The sequence below is a fragment of the Rahnella inusitata genome (assembly GCF_003263515.1).
Classification (GTDB): domain Bacteria; phylum Pseudomonadota; class Gammaproteobacteria; order Enterobacterales; family Enterobacteriaceae; genus Rahnella; species Rahnella inusitata.
Genome location: NZ_JYDE01000025.1, coordinates 38392 through 57259, shown reverse-complemented (window position 1 = coordinate 57259; position 18868 = coordinate 38392). Strand labels below are relative to the sequence as shown.

Genomic DNA, 18868 nt, shown 5'->3' with positions numbered 1-18868 from the left:
TTCTCGGTTCCGTTTTTCGGCTGGATTCCAGGCGTTGTGACACGCCTGTCAGTACAAGTTTAGCGTGGTGTCTTTAACCCGAAGAATTCCCGGGCCGTCACCTCATCGTTCGCAATTTGTTGCTTTAACGCATCAAGCGAGGAGAAACGCTGTTCATTGCGCAATTTTGCGCGGAGCACCACGTCAATGTGGCGCCCGTATAAATCTAATGTGGTATCGAGCAGATGAACTTCCAACTGCTTGCGCACGCCACCGACCGTCGGACGAATGCCAATATTGGCAACGCCCGGCAAAGGTTCCGGGCCAAGGCCGAGAACTTCTACGGCATACACGCCGCGAACCGGTGAGACCACGCGCTTTAACGGCACGTTGGCCGTCGGGAACCCAATAGTACGCCCCAGCTTATCACCATGGACGACCCGCCCTGAGATACTGAACGGATGGCCCAGTAAATTTTCGGCCAGCGCTAAATCATCGTCACGCAGCGCATCGCGGATAGCAGTGCTGCTAATGCGATTTCCGCCTTCACGGAAGGTCTGGGTGCTGATCACTTCGAAGCCATACTCTTTCCCGGCTTTCTGCAACAGCTCAAAATCGCCCAGACGACCCGCACCAAAGCGGAAATCATCCCCGACGGTCAAGAATTTGACGCCCAGCTTTTCGACCAGCAGCTGAGAAACAAACGCCTGCGCCATATGTGCAGCGAACCGGGGGTCGAAATGCACACATAAAAGATAATCTACGCCACACTCGGCCAGATACTTGGCTTTGTCACGCAGGCTGGTTAACCGTGCAGGGGCTTTATCGCCCGCAAACAGTTCCAGCGGCTGTGGTTCAAAAATCATCACCATTACCGGCAGCCCCAGACGCTGACCTTCCAGCTTCAGCTGTTCGATCAGGCCCTGATGGCCCCGGTGTACACCATCAAAATTGCCAATAGTCAGCACACATCCATGATGGCGTGCTCGAATATTGTGTATTCCGCGAATTAGCTCCATAGCTGGCTCAAATCCAATGCTGACTCATAAAGATGGAAATCGGCGGATTATACCTTGTACAGCCCGCAAGGTTAACCAGCGATTCGCAGGATCACACCATTCTCTCTTGCATACGGCAGATATTGCGGTTCAAATGGCGGCGTGGCGATGAAAATCTTTCCTTTCGAGCAGGGAATGCGTGACTTTTCGCAGAAACAAAGCGTTAATGGCCGCCGTGGGCAGTTTGTACACTCTCCTGTCGATTTTTCTCGCGAAAGACTGTATTCCGATGCCGGAAGCTGTTAAAATCCTGCGCCATCACAACGTAACAAGCGACGTGTAAAGTTCACGCTTTAAAACGCCGCTTATTTGCACAAATCCGTTGACAACAGAAGACCGAAAAGGCATATTCCTCGGCCTTTGAATTGTTCATCAATAGAAAAATATTTGGGAGTTGGCCTTGGCTAATATCAAATCAGCTAAGAAACGCGCCGTACAGTCAGAAAAACGTCGTAAGCATAACGCGAGCCGCCGTTCAATGATGCGTACCTTTATCAAGAAGGTATACACGGCTATTGCAGCAGGCGACAAAGCTGCTGCACAAAATGCATTTAACGAAATGCAACCAATTGTGGATCGTCAGTCTTGTAAAGGCCTGATCCACAAGAACAAAGCAGCGCGTCATAAGTCAAATCTGACTGCGCAAATCAACGCAATGCAATAATTGCATTACGCTGATATGCTTGATAAAAAAACCGGCTTACGCCGGTTTTTTTATACCTAAAATTTGAGTATCTGCGTTAACTACAACTCAAACAGCGCCGAAAAGTCAGTGTGACAAATCCGCTGAACCGAAGGATGTTGGATCATACGTTCGGCAAAAATCACGTAGTACTCTTCCAGAATCCCCTCCACGCGCCCCACTTCAACAATTTTTTCATCCTGAAACTCAGTAGAAGAGTAAATCGCTGGCGCGACAAATATTGCATCGTTGTTCATCCCGAACGCTTTCATCAGTGCCGCATCATCGAACTCACCGAGAATGTTCACTTTCAATCCCTGCGTATTAAACCAGTTCAGCAATTTTCGTCCCAGCATCGAACGACGCCCGGGGATCAGCAGCGGACGCTGCTCCAGACAAGCAGGAAAATCGACACCCGCAGGGGGATTGCAGCAATAGAAGCTGATCGGACTCTCGCCCAGCTTGACGGAGAACAAACCTTCCTGCTGCGTTGAATCCACCGGGCAGTCCGACAGAATCATATCCAGCTTATGCAAGCTCAGCTGTTCCAGCAGCATTTCGTGGGTGGATTCAAAACATCGCAAATGAATTTGTGCGTTGTCCGGCACGGCAGCTTTCAGCACACGGCTGACCAGCCGTTTCGACAGCGCATCGGCGACACCCACGTCAAACAACAGGCTAGACTCTTTGCGATAGTTAACGATATCCAGCATTTCCTGACTGAGGGTGAACATCTTATCGGCATAGCGATATACCAGCTGCCCCAGCTCAGAGGGCACCAGACCGCGGCCCTGACGTTTGAAAAGTTTGCCACCTAACCGTTCCTCAAGCGATTTAATCTGCCCGGTGATGGTCTGTGGCGTCAGATAGAGCGCCTCAGCGGCGCCTACGACAGAACCTGATTTACAGACGTGCCAAAAATAATACAAATGGTTGTAGTTAATATGAGGCATGTTTTCATCCGCTCCAGAAATATGAAGTCTGCATCAGGCTGCATGCCTCTGCGCATGCAGCCTGTTCATCACTATTTGAGGGCTTTTTTAGGCAAAGAACGACTGAGCAATATGTAACCCAATACCGCAGAAGCAACAGAGCCCATCAGGATGCCCATTTTTGCGTAAGTCAGCAGTGCAGGATCACGCGTAGCAAAGGCCAGTGAGCCGATGAAAATCGACATCGTAAAGCCGATACCGCACAGCACGGAAACGGCGGCTATCTGGCTAAAAGTAATGCCCGATGGCATACGGGTCACACCCAATTTCAGCGCTACTCCGCTGAAAAGAATGATGCCCAGCGGTTTACCTAACAGCAATCCGGCAGCGATACCCATCGGTAACAGGGAGAAAGCACCGGCAGCAGAAACGCCCTCTAATGAAATGCCCGCGTTGGCAAACGCAAACACCGGCAAAATAAACCACGCAACGTAAGGATGAATACCGTGCTCCAGACGACGCGCCGGTGATGGTTTTTTATCTTTGGTATTGAGCGGGATCAGGAACCCGAGGATCACACCGGCGAGCGTGGCGTGAACGCCAGACTTCAGCACGCAGACCCAGAACACCGCGCCGACAACCAGATATGGCGTCAGTTTTGTCACCCCACGCCAATTCATGAAAGCCAATGCCGCGATGCAAACCGCAGAAAGTCCTAACGCCATCATGGAAACATCGTGGCTATAGAACAGTGCAATGATCACAATCGCCCCGAGATCGTCAATGATCGCCAGTGCCAGCAGGAAGACTTTCAGGCCAGTCGGTACGCGGGAACCCAGCAACGCCATCACGCCCAGTGCAAAGGCAATGTCAGTGGCCGCCGGAATAGCCCAGCCCTGACGGACAATCTCATCACTGCCGTTGAACAGTAAGTAAATAAGGGCCGGAACAATCATGCCGCCCACCGCAGCAATGGCCGGGAATAATGCCTGGTCGCGGTTCGCCAGCGCGCCTTCGCAAAGCTCACGCTTCACTTCGAGACCGATCATCAGGAAAAATACCGCCATCAGACCGTCGTTAATCCACAGTAAAAGGGGTTTATCAATCAGCAACTCGGAAAAACGCACGGTGACCGGAATATCCAGAAATGCCTGATAAGCGCCCTGTAGCGGACTGTTGGCCATGATTAATGCCACGATGGCGGCCAGGATCAGTACGATCCCCCCTGCGGCTTCCAAGCGTAAAAACTGACGAATTAAATTCGACATTCTGACTCTCCTGTAGAAAAACTGTGGCGATAAAAGGATTGCCACAATGGAATGCGCGAATTGTACATAACCCATCAACTCGTAAAAAGTCGATTATATCTGGAGTATAGCTCGGTTTTTACGAGTCATTTTTCAACCTGCCATAGCGTTGTCCGTAACACGCATAAAAAAATCCCCGGAGCGAACCGCTGCCGGGGATTTTGCTGGACTGCCAGTGCCTGTTGTCAGGAACTGATTAGCGCGTCAAATCATCAAAGAACTTTTTCACGCCGTCCAGGAAGCTTTTGGAACGCGGGCTGTTTTTCTCACCCGATACGCCACCAAAGCTTTCTTCCAGATCACGCAGCAGCTGCTTCTGTTTGTCGCTCAGGCTGACCGGCGTTTCGACCACAACGCGGCACATTAAATCGCCCTGAGCACCGCCACGGACGGATTTCACACCGCGCCCGCGCATACGGAACATTTTGCCGGTCTGCGTTTCCGCAGGAATTTTCAGGCTTACGCGGCCATCAAGCGTTGGGACTTCGATTTCACCACCTAAGGCAGCCATGGCGAAGTTGATAGGGACTTCGCAGTACAGGTTATTGCCTTCACGCTCAAAGATTTTGTGCGCTTTTACCTGAACCTGAACATACAGATCGCCTGACGGTGCGCCATGCTCACCCGCTTCGCCTTCACCTTCAAGACGAATACGGTCGCCGGTATCCACACCCGCCGGGATTTTCACGGACAGGGTTTTCGAACGCTCTACGCGGCCATGACCGTGGCATTTGCTGCAAGGATCTTTAATGACCTTACCGCGTCCCTGACAGGTCGGACACGCTTGTTGAACCGTGAAGAAGCCCTGACGCATCTGAACCTGGCCCGCACCGTGGCAGGTAGGACAGGTGGCCGGAGAACTGCCCGCTTTCGCGCCGCTGCCGTGGCAGACGTCACATTCATCCAGCGTAGGAATGCGGATTTCTTTGGTGACACCACGAACGGCCTCTTCCAGCGTCAGATCCATGTTGTAACGCAGGTCTGACCCCCGGCTCGCACGCTGACGGCGACCGCCGCCAAAGATGTCGCCAAAGACGTCACCAAAGATGTCGCTGAAATCTGCACCGCCGCCACCGCCGTACCCACCGCCGCCGCCCATGCCACCTTGTTCAAAGGCTGCATGACCGTACTGGTCGTAGGCCGCACGCTTTTGCGCATCAGTCAGAATTTCATACGCTTCTTTAATTTCTTTGAATTTGCTTTCGGAAGCTTTGTCGCCCTGATTACGGTCAGGGTGATGCTTCATAGCCAGGCGCTTATAGGCCTTTTTGATTTCACGCTCATCCGCTGTTTTGGATACGCCTAAAATCTCATAAAAATCTTGCTTCGCCATGCTTTAACCTACCCTCAACATGCGTGCACGGGCGCAGAGTTTCCTCGACGCCCGTGCTGGTTTTCAGTAATGAACTCTTACTGTGCCCGCTTAAGGGCGATTATTTCTTGTCTTTGACTTCTTCGAATTCAGCGTCAACAACGTCATCATCTTTCTGAGCGCTGTTATCGCCGCCTTCAGCCTGACCCTGCTGCTGAGCCATTTCCATCAGCTTACCGGAAACCTGCACCAGCGCCTGGATTTTCGCTTCGATATCAGCCTTGTCTTCACCTTTAGCAGAAACTTCCAGTGCTTTCAGGGCTTCTTCAACTGCGGTTTTGTCTTCCGCTGGCAGTTTGTCGCCGGCTTCTTCCAGTTGCTTACGGGTACCGTGGATCAGATGGTCTGCCTGGTTGCGGGTCTGGACCAGTTCTTCGAACTTGCGGTCAGACTCAGCATTCGCTTCGGCATCGTTAACCATTTTCTGGATCTCTTCTTCCGTCAGACCAGAAGATGCCTTGATGGTGATCTTCTGCTCACGGCCGGTCGTCTTGTCTTTCGCAGACACGTGCAGGATACCGTCGGCGTCGAGGTCGAAGGTAACTTCGATCTGTGCCTGACCGCGCGGTGCTGCCTGAATACCGTCCAGGTTGAACTGACCCAGAGATTTGTTATCGCTCGAACGTTTACGCTCACCCTGCAACACATGGATGGTTACCGCAGACTGGTTGTCTTCTGCAGTTGAGAACACCTGGCTGTGTTTAGTCGGGATAGTGGTGTTTTTGGTGATCAGCGGAGTCATTACGCTGCCCATGGTTTCGATACCCAGTGACAACGGGGTAACGTCCAGCAGCAGAACGTCTTTCACGTCACCTGCCAACACACCGCCCTGAACCGCTGCACCGATAGCAACAGCTTCGTCCGGGTTCACGTCTTTACGTGGTTCTTTACCAAAGAATTCAGCCACTTTCTTCTGAACCATTGGCATACGCGTCTGACCACCGACCAGGATCACGTCCTGAATATCAGACACTGACAGACCTGCGTCTTTCAGCGCGACTTTCAGCGGATCGATACAACGGTTAACCAGGTCTTCTACCAAAGATTCCAGTTTTGCACGGGTCACTTTGATGTTCATGTGCTTAGGACCGGTCGCATCCGCAGTGATGTACGGCAGATTCACGTCAGTTTGCTGAGCAGAAGACAGCTCGATCTTCGCTTTTTCAGCGGCTTCTTTCAGACGTTGCATTGCCAGCGGATCGTTACGCAGATCCATACCTTGTTCTTTCTTGAACTCTTCAACCAGGTAGTTAATCAGGCGGCTATCGAAGTCTTCACCACCGAGGTGAGTGTCACCATTGGTTGCCAGAACTTCGAAGGTTTTTTCGCCATCAACTTCGTCGATTTCGATAATAGAAATATCGAAAGTACCACCACCCAGGTCGTATACCGCGATAGTGCGGTTACCCACTTCGCGATCCAGGCCATAAGCCAGTGCCGCTGCGGTAGGTTCGTTAATAATACGTTTTACTTCCAGACCTGCGATACGGCCAGCATCTTTAGTTGCCTGACGCTGAGCATCGTTGAAGTATGCAGGTACGGTGATAACAGCTTCAGTTACCGGTTCGCCCAGGTAATCTTCAGCGGTTTTCTTCATTTTCTTCAACACTTCAGCAGAAATCTGCGGAGGTGCAATTTTCTGACCTTTGATGTCGATCCAAGCGTCGCCGTTGTCGGAGCCTACGATCTGGTAAGGCATGATGCCTTTGTCACGCTGTACTTCTTCGTCCTGGAAGCGACGGCCAATCAGGCGCTTGATCGCAAACAGGGTGTTTTGTGGGTTAGTCACAGCCTGACGTTTAGCCGGAGAACCCACCAGAGTCTCACCATCTGCCGCATAAGCGATGATGGAAGGAGTGGTGCGGTCGCCTTCAGCATTCTCCAGCACACGTGCAGTAGTGCCATCCATAATAGCTACACAAGAGTTGGTAGTACCCAGGTCGATCCCAATAATTTTACCCATTTAAACGTCTCCACTTAAAATTCATATTCGATCATGTTGCTACTGTATATGCGGGCAATGTTTTCGATTTCAATAGTTCGATTTCAACTGCCCGATATTGCGGCTTTACCGACGGTAACAACTGCGGTTGGGAATAAGATGGGGCCATGCAACGCAGCATCAAGGGGCGAGATGAAAAAAAATCTTCAATTGCTGTTACGCCAGATCAATGTTTACCCGACGCCACCTCATTATGATGCCGCGCGCTTCTGAAGATATGTGGGATTTTTACCCATTTCGCAAGCGGATATCCCCCAGTTATCTATTCGTAATATTTTAATTCAGAGGATCTATGCAGAGTAAAACGTTGGCAAATCCAGGCCCGCTCGGGTTAATGGGCTTCGGTATGACCACTATCTTATTGAATTTACACAACGCAGGTTTCTTCCCACTGACCGCTGTTATCGTCAGCATGGGCATTTTCTATGGCGGCCTGATCCAGATTCTGGCGGGCATGATGGAATTCAAAAAAGGGAATACCTTCGGCACCACTGCCTTTACCTCTTACGGCGCTTTCTGGCTGAGCCTGGTGGGCATCCTGATGCTGCCACGCATGGGCCTGGCTGACGCCAGCAGCGAAAGTTTCCTCGGCGCATACCTCGGACTTTGGGGCGTTTTCACCTTATTCATGTTTTTCGGCACGTTGAAAGCCAACCGTGGCTTGCAGGTTGTTTTCGGCAGCCTGACCATTTTGTTCGCCCTGCTGTGCTTCGGTAACATGACCGGCAATACCACCGTCCTACATTTTGCAGGTTTCGAAGGCATCTTCTGTGGCGCCAGCGCCATTTATCTGGCGATGGCAGAAGTGTTGAACGAACAGTATGGCCGGACCGTCTTACCTATCGGTGAACCGAAAAATCACGCAGTCAACGCGGCGGTTGCTGCTGCGTAATTAAACTCTGCCCGATCAAAAAGGCCTCGCGAATGCGGGGCCTTTTGTTTTTGTGCCCGCAGAAATGACGTCAGTTTCCTGACGCTGCCTGCTCATCAAACTTTGCGGGCTGAGTCGTTTCACTGTTGAGATCGCGGGTTAAATAGATGCCGGTCAGCAAACCAATCGCGGAGAGCGCCAGAACGTAATACGCGGGTGCCATTGGCGTCACGCGCATAATCAGTGTTACGAAGATCGGCGTCAGTCCACCAAAGATGGCGTAGGCGACATTGTAAGAGAATGAGATCCCGGTAAAGCGCACTTCGGCCGGGAAAGCGCGAACCAGCACGTAAGGCACCGCACCGACGATCCCGACGCTGAAGCCGACCAGCGCGTACATGCCCATCAGCATAGAAGGGTCAGCGGCCACAGAATGATAGAATGACCAGCTGCAGATACCGAGGAACAGGCTGCCGACAATAAACGTTTTGCTGGCACCCAGACGGTCAACAATCCAGCCCGCCGCGATACACCCAAAGGTCAGCGCAATGGTCGCCAGACTGTTAGCCTGCAACGCCTGAGCCGCCGGAATGCCGAATTGTTTTTGCAGATAAGTCGGCGTCATCAGAATGACAACCACGATCCCCGCAGACAACAGCCAGGTCATCAGCATCGACACCACGATTTCTTTCTTATGATTGACCACCACTGATTTTAGCGGCAGTTCTTCGGCCAGCGTTTTATGCGCTTTCATCTCAAGGAAGATCGGCGTCTCCTGCAACCAGCGGCGTAAATACATCGCGAACAGGCCAAAAAAACCGCCAAGAAAGAACGGAATACGCCAGCCAAAATCGCTGATTGCCACAGGCGTCATCGCGCTGTTCAGCACGGTTGCCACCAGCGAACCGAGCAGAATACCTGCCGTCAGTCCGGCGGTCAGCGTGCCGCAGGCAAAGCCAATACGGTTTCTCGGCACATGTTCAGCCACAAAGACCCACGCCCCTGGCACTTCGCCACCAATCGCCGCACCCTGTAATACGCGCATCAGCAATAAGAGCAACGGAGCCGCAATGCCGATAGAAGCATACGTTGGCAGCAAACCCATCGCCAGCGTCGGCAATGCCATCAGTAAAATACTCAGGCTGAACATACGCTTACGGCCAACCAAATCGCCAAAGTGCGCCATAATAATGCCGCCGAGCGGACGCGCCAGATAACCGGCAGCGAAGATCCCAAACGTCTGAACCTGACGTAACCAGTCGGGCATATCGGCAGGGAAGAAAAGATCGCCGATAACCGCAGCGAAGAAGACGAAAATGATGAAATCGTAGAATTCGAGGGCGCCGCCCAGCGCAGCCAGGGACAGCGTTTTGAAATCCTGCCGGTTCAGCCGGCGCGATTGTGCGTGTTGCATAAGAGTCCGTGTGACACCAGAGTGTGAATTGGAAAAAGGTTTTGCCGCCTCATGTAAAGTAATCATTACTATAGCGGCAAATAATTTTCACACCAGTCAGCCTGAATCTTATGTCAGCATATTTTCAAAAACCGTCGGTATTCAGTTTTTTGTATCGCGGCGGGCACTCTTCGGGCGAAAAGCTGCTACGACGTCGTCATGCGTTTCTATATACGGCCCATCCAGCAGCTGAATGCAGTACGGCACGCTGGCAAAAATACCGGACACAATCACTTTACCCTCGGCATCTTTCAGGCCTTCGAGCGTTTCCTGAATAGATTTCGGCTGGCCCGGCAGATTTAGGATCAATGCCTGTTTGCGGATCACGCCCACCTGACGGGACAAAATCGCCGTCGGCACAAAGTGCAGGCTAATCTGACGCATCTGTTCGCCAAAGCCCGGCATCTCACGGTCGGCGATGGCCAGCGTGGCGTCCGGCGTCACATCACGGCGCGCCGGACCGGTGCCGCCGGTGGTCAGCACCAAATGACAACCACTTTCGTCCACCAGCTCGCTGATGGCCTGCTCAATCAAAGGCTGCTCATCGGGGATTAATTTCTTTTCCAGCGTAAACGGCGTGATCAGCGCTTTTTCCAGCCACGCTTCCAGCGCCGGGATCCCCTTATCCTGATAAATGCCGTTCGACGCGCGATCCGACACTGACACCAGACCAATTCGCAATTTATCCATGTCCTGTTTCCCCTGATTTATTCCCGGCAAAAGCTACCGTCTTCAGCCCTCAGTATATCGGTAACGGCACGCGGGTTTTATCACTCAGACAAATTTTTACCGCAGCCCCGAATTTCAGGCACAAAAAAAGCGGCTCAGAGGCCGCTTTTCACTGAAAACTGAAGGCTGATTACAGCAGGTCAGAAATCATTTTTTCCAGTTTGCCCTGGTCTACAGCAAACTTACGGATGCCGTCAGCCAGTTTGTCGATCGCCATTGGATCCTGATTATGATCCCAGTAGAACTGAGATTCAGTCAGTGGTGCAGGACGCGCTTTGGTTTCTCCGGAGAAGGACAGCTTACGTTCCAGCGGGCCTTCACTCTCTGCCAGCTCTTTCAGCAGTGCAGGTGCGATGGTCAGACGGTCACAGCCAGCCAGTTCGATGATTTCGCCGATGTTACGGAAGCTTGCGCCCATCACGACAGTTTCATAGCCGTGTTGTTTGTAGTATTCGTAGATTTCGGTCACAGACACAACGCCTGGATCCTCATTCGGCGCGAACTCTTTTTTGTCGCCATTGGCTTTGTACCAGTCAAGAATACGGCCAACGAATGGAGAGATCAGGAAGACGCCCGCTTCAGCACACGCGCGAGCCTGTGCGAAGGAGAACAGCAGCGTCAGGTTACAGTTGATGCCTTCTTTTTCCAGTTTCTCCGCCGCGCGGATGCCCTGCCAGGTAGAAGCCAGTTTGATCAGGATACGGTCGTTGCTGATGCCCGCTTCGTTGTAAAGTTTGATCAGGCGTTTAGCTTTGGCAATGCTGGCGTCGGTGTCGTAAGACATGCGCGCATCGACTTCAGTCGAAATGCGGCCAGGGATCAGTTTCAGAATTTCAAGACCGATGTTCACTGCCAGCTTGTCAGCGGCATCAGTGATCTGCTGAGCGTGATCGCTGCTCTGGTCACGTGCCCAGGCGATTGCTTCGTCGATCAGTTTACGGTATTCAGGAATTTGTGCAGCGCTCAGGATCAGTGACGGATTGGTGGTCGCATCCTGCGGCTGGTACAACTTCATTGCCGCGATATCTCCGGTGTCAGCAACAACCTGAGTCATTTGGCGTAGGGAAGTCAGTTTATCGGTCATTTTGGCATATCTCATCGTTTGGACGTTTTCGTATAGGCATTTTCATGCCTTGCCTTTGGCTGATGATAACATGCAAAAAGCCACGCGCAAGGCGCATATCACGGCATGCTCGGCTACGAACATCATGGATTTTTCTACCTTCCAAAACACACAAATTTAGCCAAAATGCATATGTTCCCTGTTAGTTAAAAAAGGTATGTTACCCCTCCGGCGCGAGGTGTACGCCCGGCCCGATTTAAAACGATGAACGGTAAATCAAACAAGGATACGTCATGAACGAGTTACTGGAGTTTTTCGATACCGTTCTCTGGAGCTCTATCCTGATTTATCTGTTACTGGGAACCGGCATTTATCTCAGTATTCGCCTCGGTTTCATCCAGTTTCGCCGCTTCCGCCATATGTTTTCCTGCACGCTTTTCAAACATCATCCCGACCACAGAGGTTCCACCGTCTGGAGTGCGCTCTGCCTGAGCCTTTCGTCGCGTATTGGTACGGGGAATCTGACCGGCGTCGCCATCGCCGTGACACTCGGTGGCCCCGGCGCAATATTTTGGATGTGGGTCATCGCGATGTTCAGCATGGCGACGGCAATGATCGAAAATACGCTGGCGCAGATTTATAAGAGCACCGGACTCAACGGCAAATTCCGTGGCGGACCGGCTGACTACATGGAAAAAGGGCTGGGAATGCGCTGGATGGGCATTCTGTTTTCTTTTTTGATCGTGATTTCCTGCGGATTTATTTTCATTGCCTTACAGGCCAACGCCATCGCGCAAGCCTCTTTCCATCTGTTGCATACTCCGGCACTGACCACTGCCTTTGTACTCGCCGCGCTGACGGCCTTGCTTATTTTTGGCGGCATCCGTTCTGTTACGCGGGTGGCTCGTGGCTTAATCCCGCTTATTGCGCTGGGATATTTGCTGCTGGCGGTCTGGGTGATTGGTCACAACGTGGAAAAACTGCCACAGGTGCTGGCGCTGGTATTCAAAAGCGCGTTTGGCTTGCAGGAAGCAGCCTCCGGGGCGCTGGCGTTTGGGATTACGCAGGCTATCACCCAGGGCATGCAGCGCGGCGTATTCGCCAGCGAAGCGGGTGTCGGCTCCTCGCCTAATGCCGCTGCAATGGCCTCTGTCAGCCATCCGGCGGCACTCGGTTTTAATCAGATGCTGGCGGTATTTATCGATACCGTGGTGATTTGCACGGCGACGGCGCTGATCATTCTGACCTCCGGCGCGCTCGATAATCCCGGCGCGCCTTCCGGTATTTCACTGTTACATCTGGCCCTTTCCCCGACGATGTCAGGCTGGAGCAACATCGTGCTCGCGCTGCTGGTGTTTTGCTTTGCGTTTACGTCGATTACAGGAAATTACACCTATGCGGAAAATAATCTGGGCTTCATACGCGTCGCATCCACAGGGAAGTTACTGATTTTCCGTCTGCTCGTGATCGCTATTGTTTTCATCGGCTGCCTGATGGAATTGCAGGTTCTCTGGAAGCTGGCGGATATCTTTATGGCGCTGATGGCGCTGCTTAATCTGACCGCCCTGCTGTTGCTGTCGGGCGTCGCTGTCAAAGTCGTGAAAGACTACGAACGTCAGCAACGAATGGGGAAAATCCCTGTTTTCAATCCGAACCATTTTCCTGAGTTACGCGGCCAGCTTGAGCCGGGGATCTGGGGGAAAAATCCGCATCAAAAATGATTGTGCCTATCGTTGTTATTTTCGCCCGCGCGCCATTTCAATGACTTTTTTGCTACAGTAGAGCAACGAAAATTTCCCGAATCTGAACCGTCACTGACCAAACGGACGCACTATGCTGACCATTATTTCTCCTGCCAAAACGCTCGATTACGAAAGCCCGCTTGCGACAACGCGCTATACCCAGCCCGAGCTGCTGGATAAATCCAGCGAACTGATCGCCGTAGCGCGCAAAATGTCGCCTGCGCAGATCTCTTCTTTGATGGGGATCAGCGATAAACTCGCGCATCTGAACGCCGAGCGCTTTAACGAATGGCATCCAGATTTCACGCCAAAGAATGCGCGTCAGGCGCTGCTGGCCTTCAAAGGTGATGTTTATACCGGTTTGCAGGCAGAAGATTTCAGCGAGAAAGATTTCGATTTTGCCCAGAAACATCTGCGTATGTTGTCCGGCTTATATGGCCTGCTGCGCCCGCTGGACTTGATGATGCCTTACCGTCTGGAAATGGGAATCCGCCTCGAAAATCCGCAGGGTGCGAACCTGTATGCCTTCTGGGGCGAACTGCTGACGGAAAAACTTAATCTGCTTTTAAACGAACAGAAAAGCAAAGTGCTGGTGAATCTGGCGTCCGATGAATACTTCAAAGCGGTAAAACCCAAATTGCTGGATGGCGAAATCATCAAGCCGGTTTTCCTCGATGAGAAAAATGGCAAATACAAAGTCATCAGCTTCTATGCCAAAAAAGCGCGCGGCCTGATGAGCCGCTTCATCATCAAAGAGCGTCTGGATAAACCGAAGCAGTTGCAGGATTTTAACCTGGAAGGTTATTCCTTTGATGAATCGCGTTCGCAGGGTAACGAAATGGTATTTACCCGCCCTGAGCGCTGATTTTTACAATGCGACAGGCATAAAAAAACCCTCGTGAAGAGGGTTTTTGCATTTCAGAAGACCGCGTAGTTATTCAGGCAGCGCCATCAGAAAAGCACGCATTTCGCTGAAATTGGCCGGCAGGTTATGCGACAACAGCGGCAGGTCAGCGCGCTCAGCCAGTTCTTTCGGCAGACCGATGTCCTGACCCAGAATCGACTCCACGCTTTCTTTGAATTTCGCCGGGTGTGCGGTACCGATGAACAGACCGAATTCGCCAGGTTGCAGCTGATCGCGCAGCACCCGGTAAGCAATCGCGGCGTGCGGTTCAGAGATATAGCCGATGTCCGCCAGTTCGCGCATCGCGTCTTCAGTGGTGTCATCGCTGACCGCACCAAACCCGAGATCTTTCAGCTGCCAGATTTTGCGGCGATACAACTCTTCCACGCGCGGCCAGTTGTTTGGCTGGCTGACGTCCATCGCATTCGACAGCGTTGCGACGGTTTTCTTCGGTTCCCATTCCCCGTTAGACAGGAAACGCGGCACGGTGTCATTGGCGTTAGTGGCAGCGATGAAACGTTTGATCGGCAGGCCGAGGGATTTGGCCAGCAAACCGGCCGTCAGGTCACCAAAGTTACCGCTTGGCACCGACACCACCAGCTGATTGCGCGCTTCCTGAGGCAACTGGGCAACTGCTTCAAAGTAATAACAAATCTGCGCCAGCAGACGGCTGATATTGATCGAGTTCGCCGAGTTCAGTTTCAGCGCGTGTTTAAGTTCTTCGTCATCAAATGCCTGTTTCACCAGCGCCTGGCAGGCATCGAAATCGCCGTCGATCGCCACGGTATGAATGTTGCCACCGAGGGTACAGAACAGTTTTTCCTGTAACGGGCTGATTTTGCCGCGCGGATACAGAATCACCACACGCACATTTTTCATGCCGTGGAATGCATGTGCGACAGCCGCGCCGGTATCACCAGAGGTCGCGGTCAGAATGGTCACCGGCTGGTCGCCTGACACCTGCGTCAGGATCTGCGCCATGAAGCGGCCACCGAAATCTTTAAACGCCAGCGTCGGCCCGTGGAACAGCTCCAGACAGGCGATGTCTTCTTCCACTTTGGCGACCGGCGCCGGGAACGCAAATGCATTTTTGACGCGCTGATGTAACTCGTCTTCAGGAATTTCATCGCCGATGAAAGCAGAGAGAATGCGGCTGCTGCGGGTCACGAAATCCAGTTCCAGCAGACGGTCGATTTCGGTCAGTTCAAACTCCGGCAAGTCCAGCGGGAAGAATAAGCCCTGCTGTTTACCCAAACCTTGTTTGACGGCCTGAGCAAAGCTGACCTGCTCGTTGTGATCCTTCAGGTTGTACAGTTTCATTTGTTATCCCAATAAATTTTCGAGTTATCCCAACACGCGCGCACCGGCGGTATCAAGACGACAAATATGAACAAAGCCTTCGTCATTTTGCAGATAGTGCGTCTGCAACCAGTCAGCCATACGTTTCGCCGTTGCGCTGTCATTACAGACCGCAAACAGCGTCGGACCGGAACCGGAAATCCCGCACGCCAGTGCGCCAATTTCTTCGGCGGCGCTGCGCGCTTGTGCAAAGCCCGGCAGCAAACGGGTACGGTACGGCTCGGCAATCACGTCCTTCATCAGCTTCGCAGCCAGCAAGGGTTGCTGCGTGTGGCAGGCGTGAATAAAGCCCGCCAGATAACGCCCGTGGCTGATGCAATCCTGACGGCGATACTGCGCCGGTAAAATCGCACGCGCTTCCGCCGTCGAGACTTTAATTCCCGGATACGCCATCACCCACAGCCAGTCGTCAAAACTGGGGACGTTCTGGCTGATAACATCCAGCTCTTCCAGCATCAGCTGGATGCCGCCGAGATAGCACGGCGCGACGTTATCAAAATGCACACTGCCGGAAATACGCCCTTCCAGTTCGCCCATCAGCGCCAGCATCTGGTTTTCACTCAGCGGCTTACCACAGAACTCGTTCATCGCCATCAGACCGGCGACTACCGAACAGGCACTGGAACCGAGACCTGAGCCAATCGGCATGTTTTTTTCCAGCGTCATCGCTACCGGCACGTCTTTGCCAATCTCCTGACAGAAACGCTGCCAGCACTGATAAACGATATTGTCTTCCATGCGATCCGGCAGTTTGGAGACAAACCGGCCTTCGCTTTTCAGGCTGAATTCTGTCGCTGCTTCGACCGATACACAGTCGCCGAGCAGCGTTCCGTCCACCGGAGAAACCGCTGCGCCCAGAACGTCGAAACCGACGCTGACGTTCCCAATTGAAGCCGGGGCATACACCTTAACCATATTAAACTCCTAACTTCCATGACAGCGTTCGCAAAAGATCGGCAAACACACCTGCCGCCGTCACATCATTACCGGCACCGTAACCGCGCAGAACCAGCGGCAACGGCTGATAATAGCGACTATAAAACGCCAGCGCATTCTCACCATTTTTTACTTTATAAAGCGGGTCATTACCATCGACGGCGTCGATTTTTACTTTGCAGCGCCCTTCTTCGATGGCACCGACATAACGCAACACTTTGCCTTCAGCGGTTGCCTGAGCAACGCGTTTCGCAAATTCCGCATCCAGTTCCGGCAAACGCGCGACGAAGGTATTCACATCCCCTTCGGCATTGAAAGAAGGCGGTAAAACGGATTCCACGTCGATATCGCTCAGTTCCAGTATGTATCCTGCCTCACGCGCCAGAATCAGCAGCTTACGCGCCACGTCCATGCCAGACAGGTCATCACGCGGATCCGGCTCGGTGTAGCCCATATCGCGCGCCTGCAACGTGGCCGCAGACAGGGACATCCCTTCGTCCAGCTTGCCGAAGATGAACGACAGTGAACCAGAAAGGATACCGGAGAAACGCAGCAGTTCATCACCGGCGTTCAGCAGGTTTTGCAGGTTCTCAATCACCGGCAAACCGGCACCGACGTTTGTGTCGTACAAGAACTTACGGCGCGAGCCATCCGCTGCTTTACGCAGCTGATAGTAATAATTCATCGACGAGGTATTGGCTTTTTTGTTCGGCGTGACGACGTGGAAACCGTCAGTCAGGAAATCCGCATACTGATCGGCCACTTCCTGGCTGGAGGTACAGTCCACGATCACCGGGTTCAGCAGATGATATTCCTTCACCAGACGGATCAGGCGACCCAGATTCAGCGGCTCTTTCGCTGCTGCCAGCTCGTCCTGCCAGCTTTCGAGGGCAATACCGTGCACGTTGGTTAACAACGCGCGGGAGTTGGCGATACCGCATACGCGCAGATCGATATGTTTGGTTTTTAGCCATGCCTGCTGACGGCGGATCTGTTCGATCAACGCACCGCCGACACCGCCGACGCCAATCAGGAAGACTTCGATTACCTGATCGGTGTTGAACAGCATCTGGTGGCTGACGCGTACGCCGGTAGTCGCGTCTTCATTATTGACGACGACGGAGATCGAACGCTCGGAAGAGCCCTGCGCAATGGCCACGATGTTGATGTTGGCACGCGCCAGTGCGGAGAAAAATTTGGCTGAGATGCCGCGCAGGGTACGCATGCCGTCACCGACGACTGAAATGACCGCCAGTTTCTCCATCACGTCCAGCGGCTCCAGCAGGCCGTCTTTCAGCTCAAGATAGAATTCGTCTTCCAGCGCCTTACGTGCGCGCTCCAGTTCGTTTTGCGGTACGCAGAAGCTGATACTGTACTCAGAAGAAGACTGCGTGATCAGCACCACTGAAATCCCTGAGCGGGACATCACGGCGAAAACGCGCGCCGCCATGCCAATCATCCCTTTCATCCCAGGTCCGGAGACGTTGATCATCGCCATATTATTCAGGTTGGTGATGCCTTTGACCGGCGTATTGTCACCCAGGCTTTCGCTGCCGATCAGGGTGCCGGGCGCCTGCGGGTTGGTGGTGTTTTTGATAAGGCAAGGGATCTGGAACTGAGCAATCGGCAGGATAGTTCTTGGATGAAGCACTTTCGCACCAAAGTACGACAGCTCCATTGCTTCCTGATACGACATCGATTTCAGCAGACGTGCATCGGGAACGATGCGCGGATCGCAGGTATATACGCCGTCGACGTCGGTCCAGATTTCGCAACAGTCTGCGCGTAAACAGGCAGCCAGCACGGCAGCGGAATAGTCGGAGCCGTTACGCCCGAGCACCACCAGTTCGCCTTTGTCGTTGCCTGCGGTGAAACCGGCCATCAGCACGATGTGGTCAGCCGGGATCGCGCTTGCCGAAATACGGCGGGTGGATTCGTTGATATCGACGGTAGATTCAAGGTAGTGGCCTTGCGCCAGCAGCTTCTCAACCGGATTGATGACAGTGACGCCGAAACCTTTGGCTATGAATACCGCTTCCATAATGGCAATGGAAAGCTTTTCGCCGCGACAGATGATAGAAGCGTTAACGCTGTCCGGGCACTGCCCCAGCAGGGCGATGCCGTGTAACAGCTGCTTGAGTTGGGCAAATTCGTGGTCGACATAGGCTTTCACTTTTGGCAGATCGAAATCCGGCTGCGCATCCGCCAGGCCGGCGATCAGCTGTCCAAAAATGCTTTCTGCATCACTCATGATGGTATGAATATCCTGTCCTGCGACAGTTCGTTCAATCATGGCGACCAGAGAGTTGGTAATTTTGGCAGGTGCAGATAATACCGTTGCGACCTGTCCCTGACGCGCATTGCTTTCCATAATGTCCGCAACCCGCAAAAAGCGTTCTGCGTTTGCTACTGAGGTCCCGCCAAATTTCAACACTCGCATTTCTGATTCTCTCCTGAAGCTCGTCGTTTAAAGTGTTAA

16 protein-coding genes and 1 other annotated feature (1 of these 17 cut by a window edge) are annotated in these 18868 nt (G+C 52.8%); of the genes, 5 read left to right on the top strand and 11 right to left on the bottom strand.

What is annotated here, in order from left to right; all coding sequences use genetic code 11:
* Positions 1-59: 59 nt before the first annotated feature.
* The gene (gene ribF / locus TU92_RS15985) at positions 60-998 is read right to left on the bottom strand and encodes a bifunctional riboflavin kinase/FAD synthetase (RefSeq protein ID WP_112168206.1); all 939 of its coding nucleotides are present in this window, start codon (positions 996-998) and stop codon (positions 60-62) included.
* A 178-nt stretch (positions 999-1176) separates the two neighbouring features.
* Between ribF and TU92_RS22380 the strand changes: the two genes are divergently transcribed.
* Together TU92_RS22380 and rpsT are read left to right on the top strand one after the other, a co-directional pair.
* Complete coding sequence (locus TU92_RS22380; RefSeq protein ID WP_208640443.1) at positions 1177-1320, top strand: hypothetical protein; 144 nt, start codon at positions 1177-1179, stop codon at positions 1318-1320.
* A gap of 117 nt (positions 1321-1437) precedes the next feature.
* Complete coding sequence (rpsT, locus tag TU92_RS15975) at positions 1438-1701, top strand: 30S ribosomal protein S20 (RefSeq protein WP_056776784.1); 264 nt, start codon at positions 1438-1440, stop codon at positions 1699-1701.
* An 80-nt stretch (positions 1702-1781) separates the two neighbouring features.
* On the opposite strand, the gene nhaR is transcribed toward rpsT, so the two are convergent.
* The 4 genes from nhaR to dnaK form a co-directional block, all read right to left on the bottom strand.
* Positions 1782-2672, bottom strand: coding sequence for a transcriptional activator NhaR (gene nhaR, locus TU92_RS15970; protein WP_112168205.1), 891 nt, complete (start codon positions 2670-2672; stop codon positions 1782-1784).
* Positions 2673-2743: 71 nt separating this feature from the next.
* On the bottom strand, positions 2744-3919 hold the full coding sequence (nhaA, locus tag TU92_RS15965; protein ID WP_112168204.1) for a Na+/H+ antiporter NhaA: 1176 nt from the start codon (positions 3917-3919) through the stop codon (positions 2744-2746).
* A gap of 235 nt (positions 3920-4154) precedes the next feature.
* A complete protein-coding gene (gene dnaJ / locus TU92_RS15960) occupies positions 4155-5291 on the bottom strand; it encodes a molecular chaperone DnaJ (protein ID WP_112168203.1) in 1137 nt (378 codons plus the stop codon).
* Between the two features lie 100 nt (positions 5292-5391).
* Positions 5392-7293: a molecular chaperone DnaK gene (gene dnaK, locus TU92_RS15955; protein ID WP_112168202.1), complete on the bottom strand. Its 1902-nt coding sequence runs from the start codon at positions 7291-7293 to the stop codon at positions 5392-5394.
* Between the two features lie 331 nt (positions 7294-7624).
* On the opposite strand from dnaK, the gene satP reads away from it, so the two are divergent.
* A complete protein-coding gene (satP, locus tag TU92_RS15950) occupies positions 7625-8224 on the top strand; it encodes an acetate uptake transporter (protein ID WP_112168201.1) in 600 nt (199 codons plus the stop codon).
* 70 nt (positions 8225-8294) lie between these two features.
* On the opposite strand, the gene TU92_RS15945 is transcribed toward satP, so the two are convergent.
* The 3 genes from TU92_RS15945 to tal all read right to left on the bottom strand — a co-directional run bounded on the left by TU92_RS15945 (position 8295) and on the right by tal (position 11469).
* On the bottom strand, positions 8295-9617 hold the full coding sequence (locus tag TU92_RS15945; protein ID WP_112168200.1) for an MFS transporter: 1323 nt from the start codon (positions 9615-9617) through the stop codon (positions 8295-8297).
* Between the two features lie 141 nt (positions 9618-9758).
* The gene (mog, locus tag TU92_RS15940; RefSeq protein ID WP_112168199.1) at positions 9759-10346 is read right to left on the bottom strand and encodes a molybdopterin adenylyltransferase; all 588 of its coding nucleotides are present in this window, start codon (positions 10344-10346) and stop codon (positions 9759-9761) included.
* A 169-nt stretch (positions 10347-10515) separates the two neighbouring features.
* Complete coding sequence (tal, locus tag TU92_RS15935) at positions 10516-11469, bottom strand: transaldolase (RefSeq protein WP_112168232.1); 954 nt, start codon at positions 11467-11469, stop codon at positions 10516-10518.
* A gap of 272 nt (positions 11470-11741) precedes the next feature.
* Here tal and TU92_RS15930 point away from each other — a divergent pair, with 272 nt between their 5' ends.
* Together TU92_RS15930 and yaaA are read left to right on the top strand one after the other, a co-directional pair.
* Positions 11742-13169, top strand: coding sequence for an alanine/glycine:cation symporter family protein (locus tag TU92_RS15930; RefSeq protein ID WP_112168198.1), 1428 nt, complete (start codon positions 11742-11744; stop codon positions 13167-13169).
* A gap of 112 nt (positions 13170-13281) precedes the next feature.
* Positions 13282-14055: a peroxide stress protein YaaA gene (yaaA, locus tag TU92_RS15925; RefSeq protein ID WP_112168197.1), complete on the top strand. Its 774-nt coding sequence runs from the start codon at positions 13282-13284 to the stop codon at positions 14053-14055.
* A 69-nt stretch (positions 14056-14124) separates the two neighbouring features.
* On the opposite strand, the gene thrC is transcribed toward yaaA, so the two are convergent.
* Genes thrC through thrA form a run of 3 tightly spaced genes read right to left on the bottom strand, consistent with a single transcriptional unit; the run spans position 14125 to position 18829 of the window.
* On the bottom strand, positions 14125-15414 hold the full coding sequence (gene thrC / locus TU92_RS15920; RefSeq protein WP_112168196.1) for a threonine synthase: 1290 nt from the start codon (positions 15412-15414) through the stop codon (positions 14125-14127).
* Positions 15415-15438: 24 nt separating this feature from the next.
* Positions 15439-16368 (bottom strand): homoserine kinase, encoded by a 930-nt coding sequence (thrB, locus tag TU92_RS15915; RefSeq protein ID WP_112168195.1) that lies wholly within the window; start codon positions 16366-16368, stop codon positions 15439-15441.
* A gap of 1 nt (position 16369) precedes the next feature.
* Positions 16370-18829, bottom strand: coding sequence for a bifunctional aspartate kinase/homoserine dehydrogenase I (gene thrA / locus TU92_RS15910; protein ID WP_112168194.1), 2460 nt, complete (start codon positions 18827-18829; stop codon positions 16370-16372).
* Positions 18830-18866: 37 nt separating this feature from the next.
* Positions 18867-18868 (bottom strand) — a sequence feature (Thr leader region) (it continues 116 nt past the right edge of the window).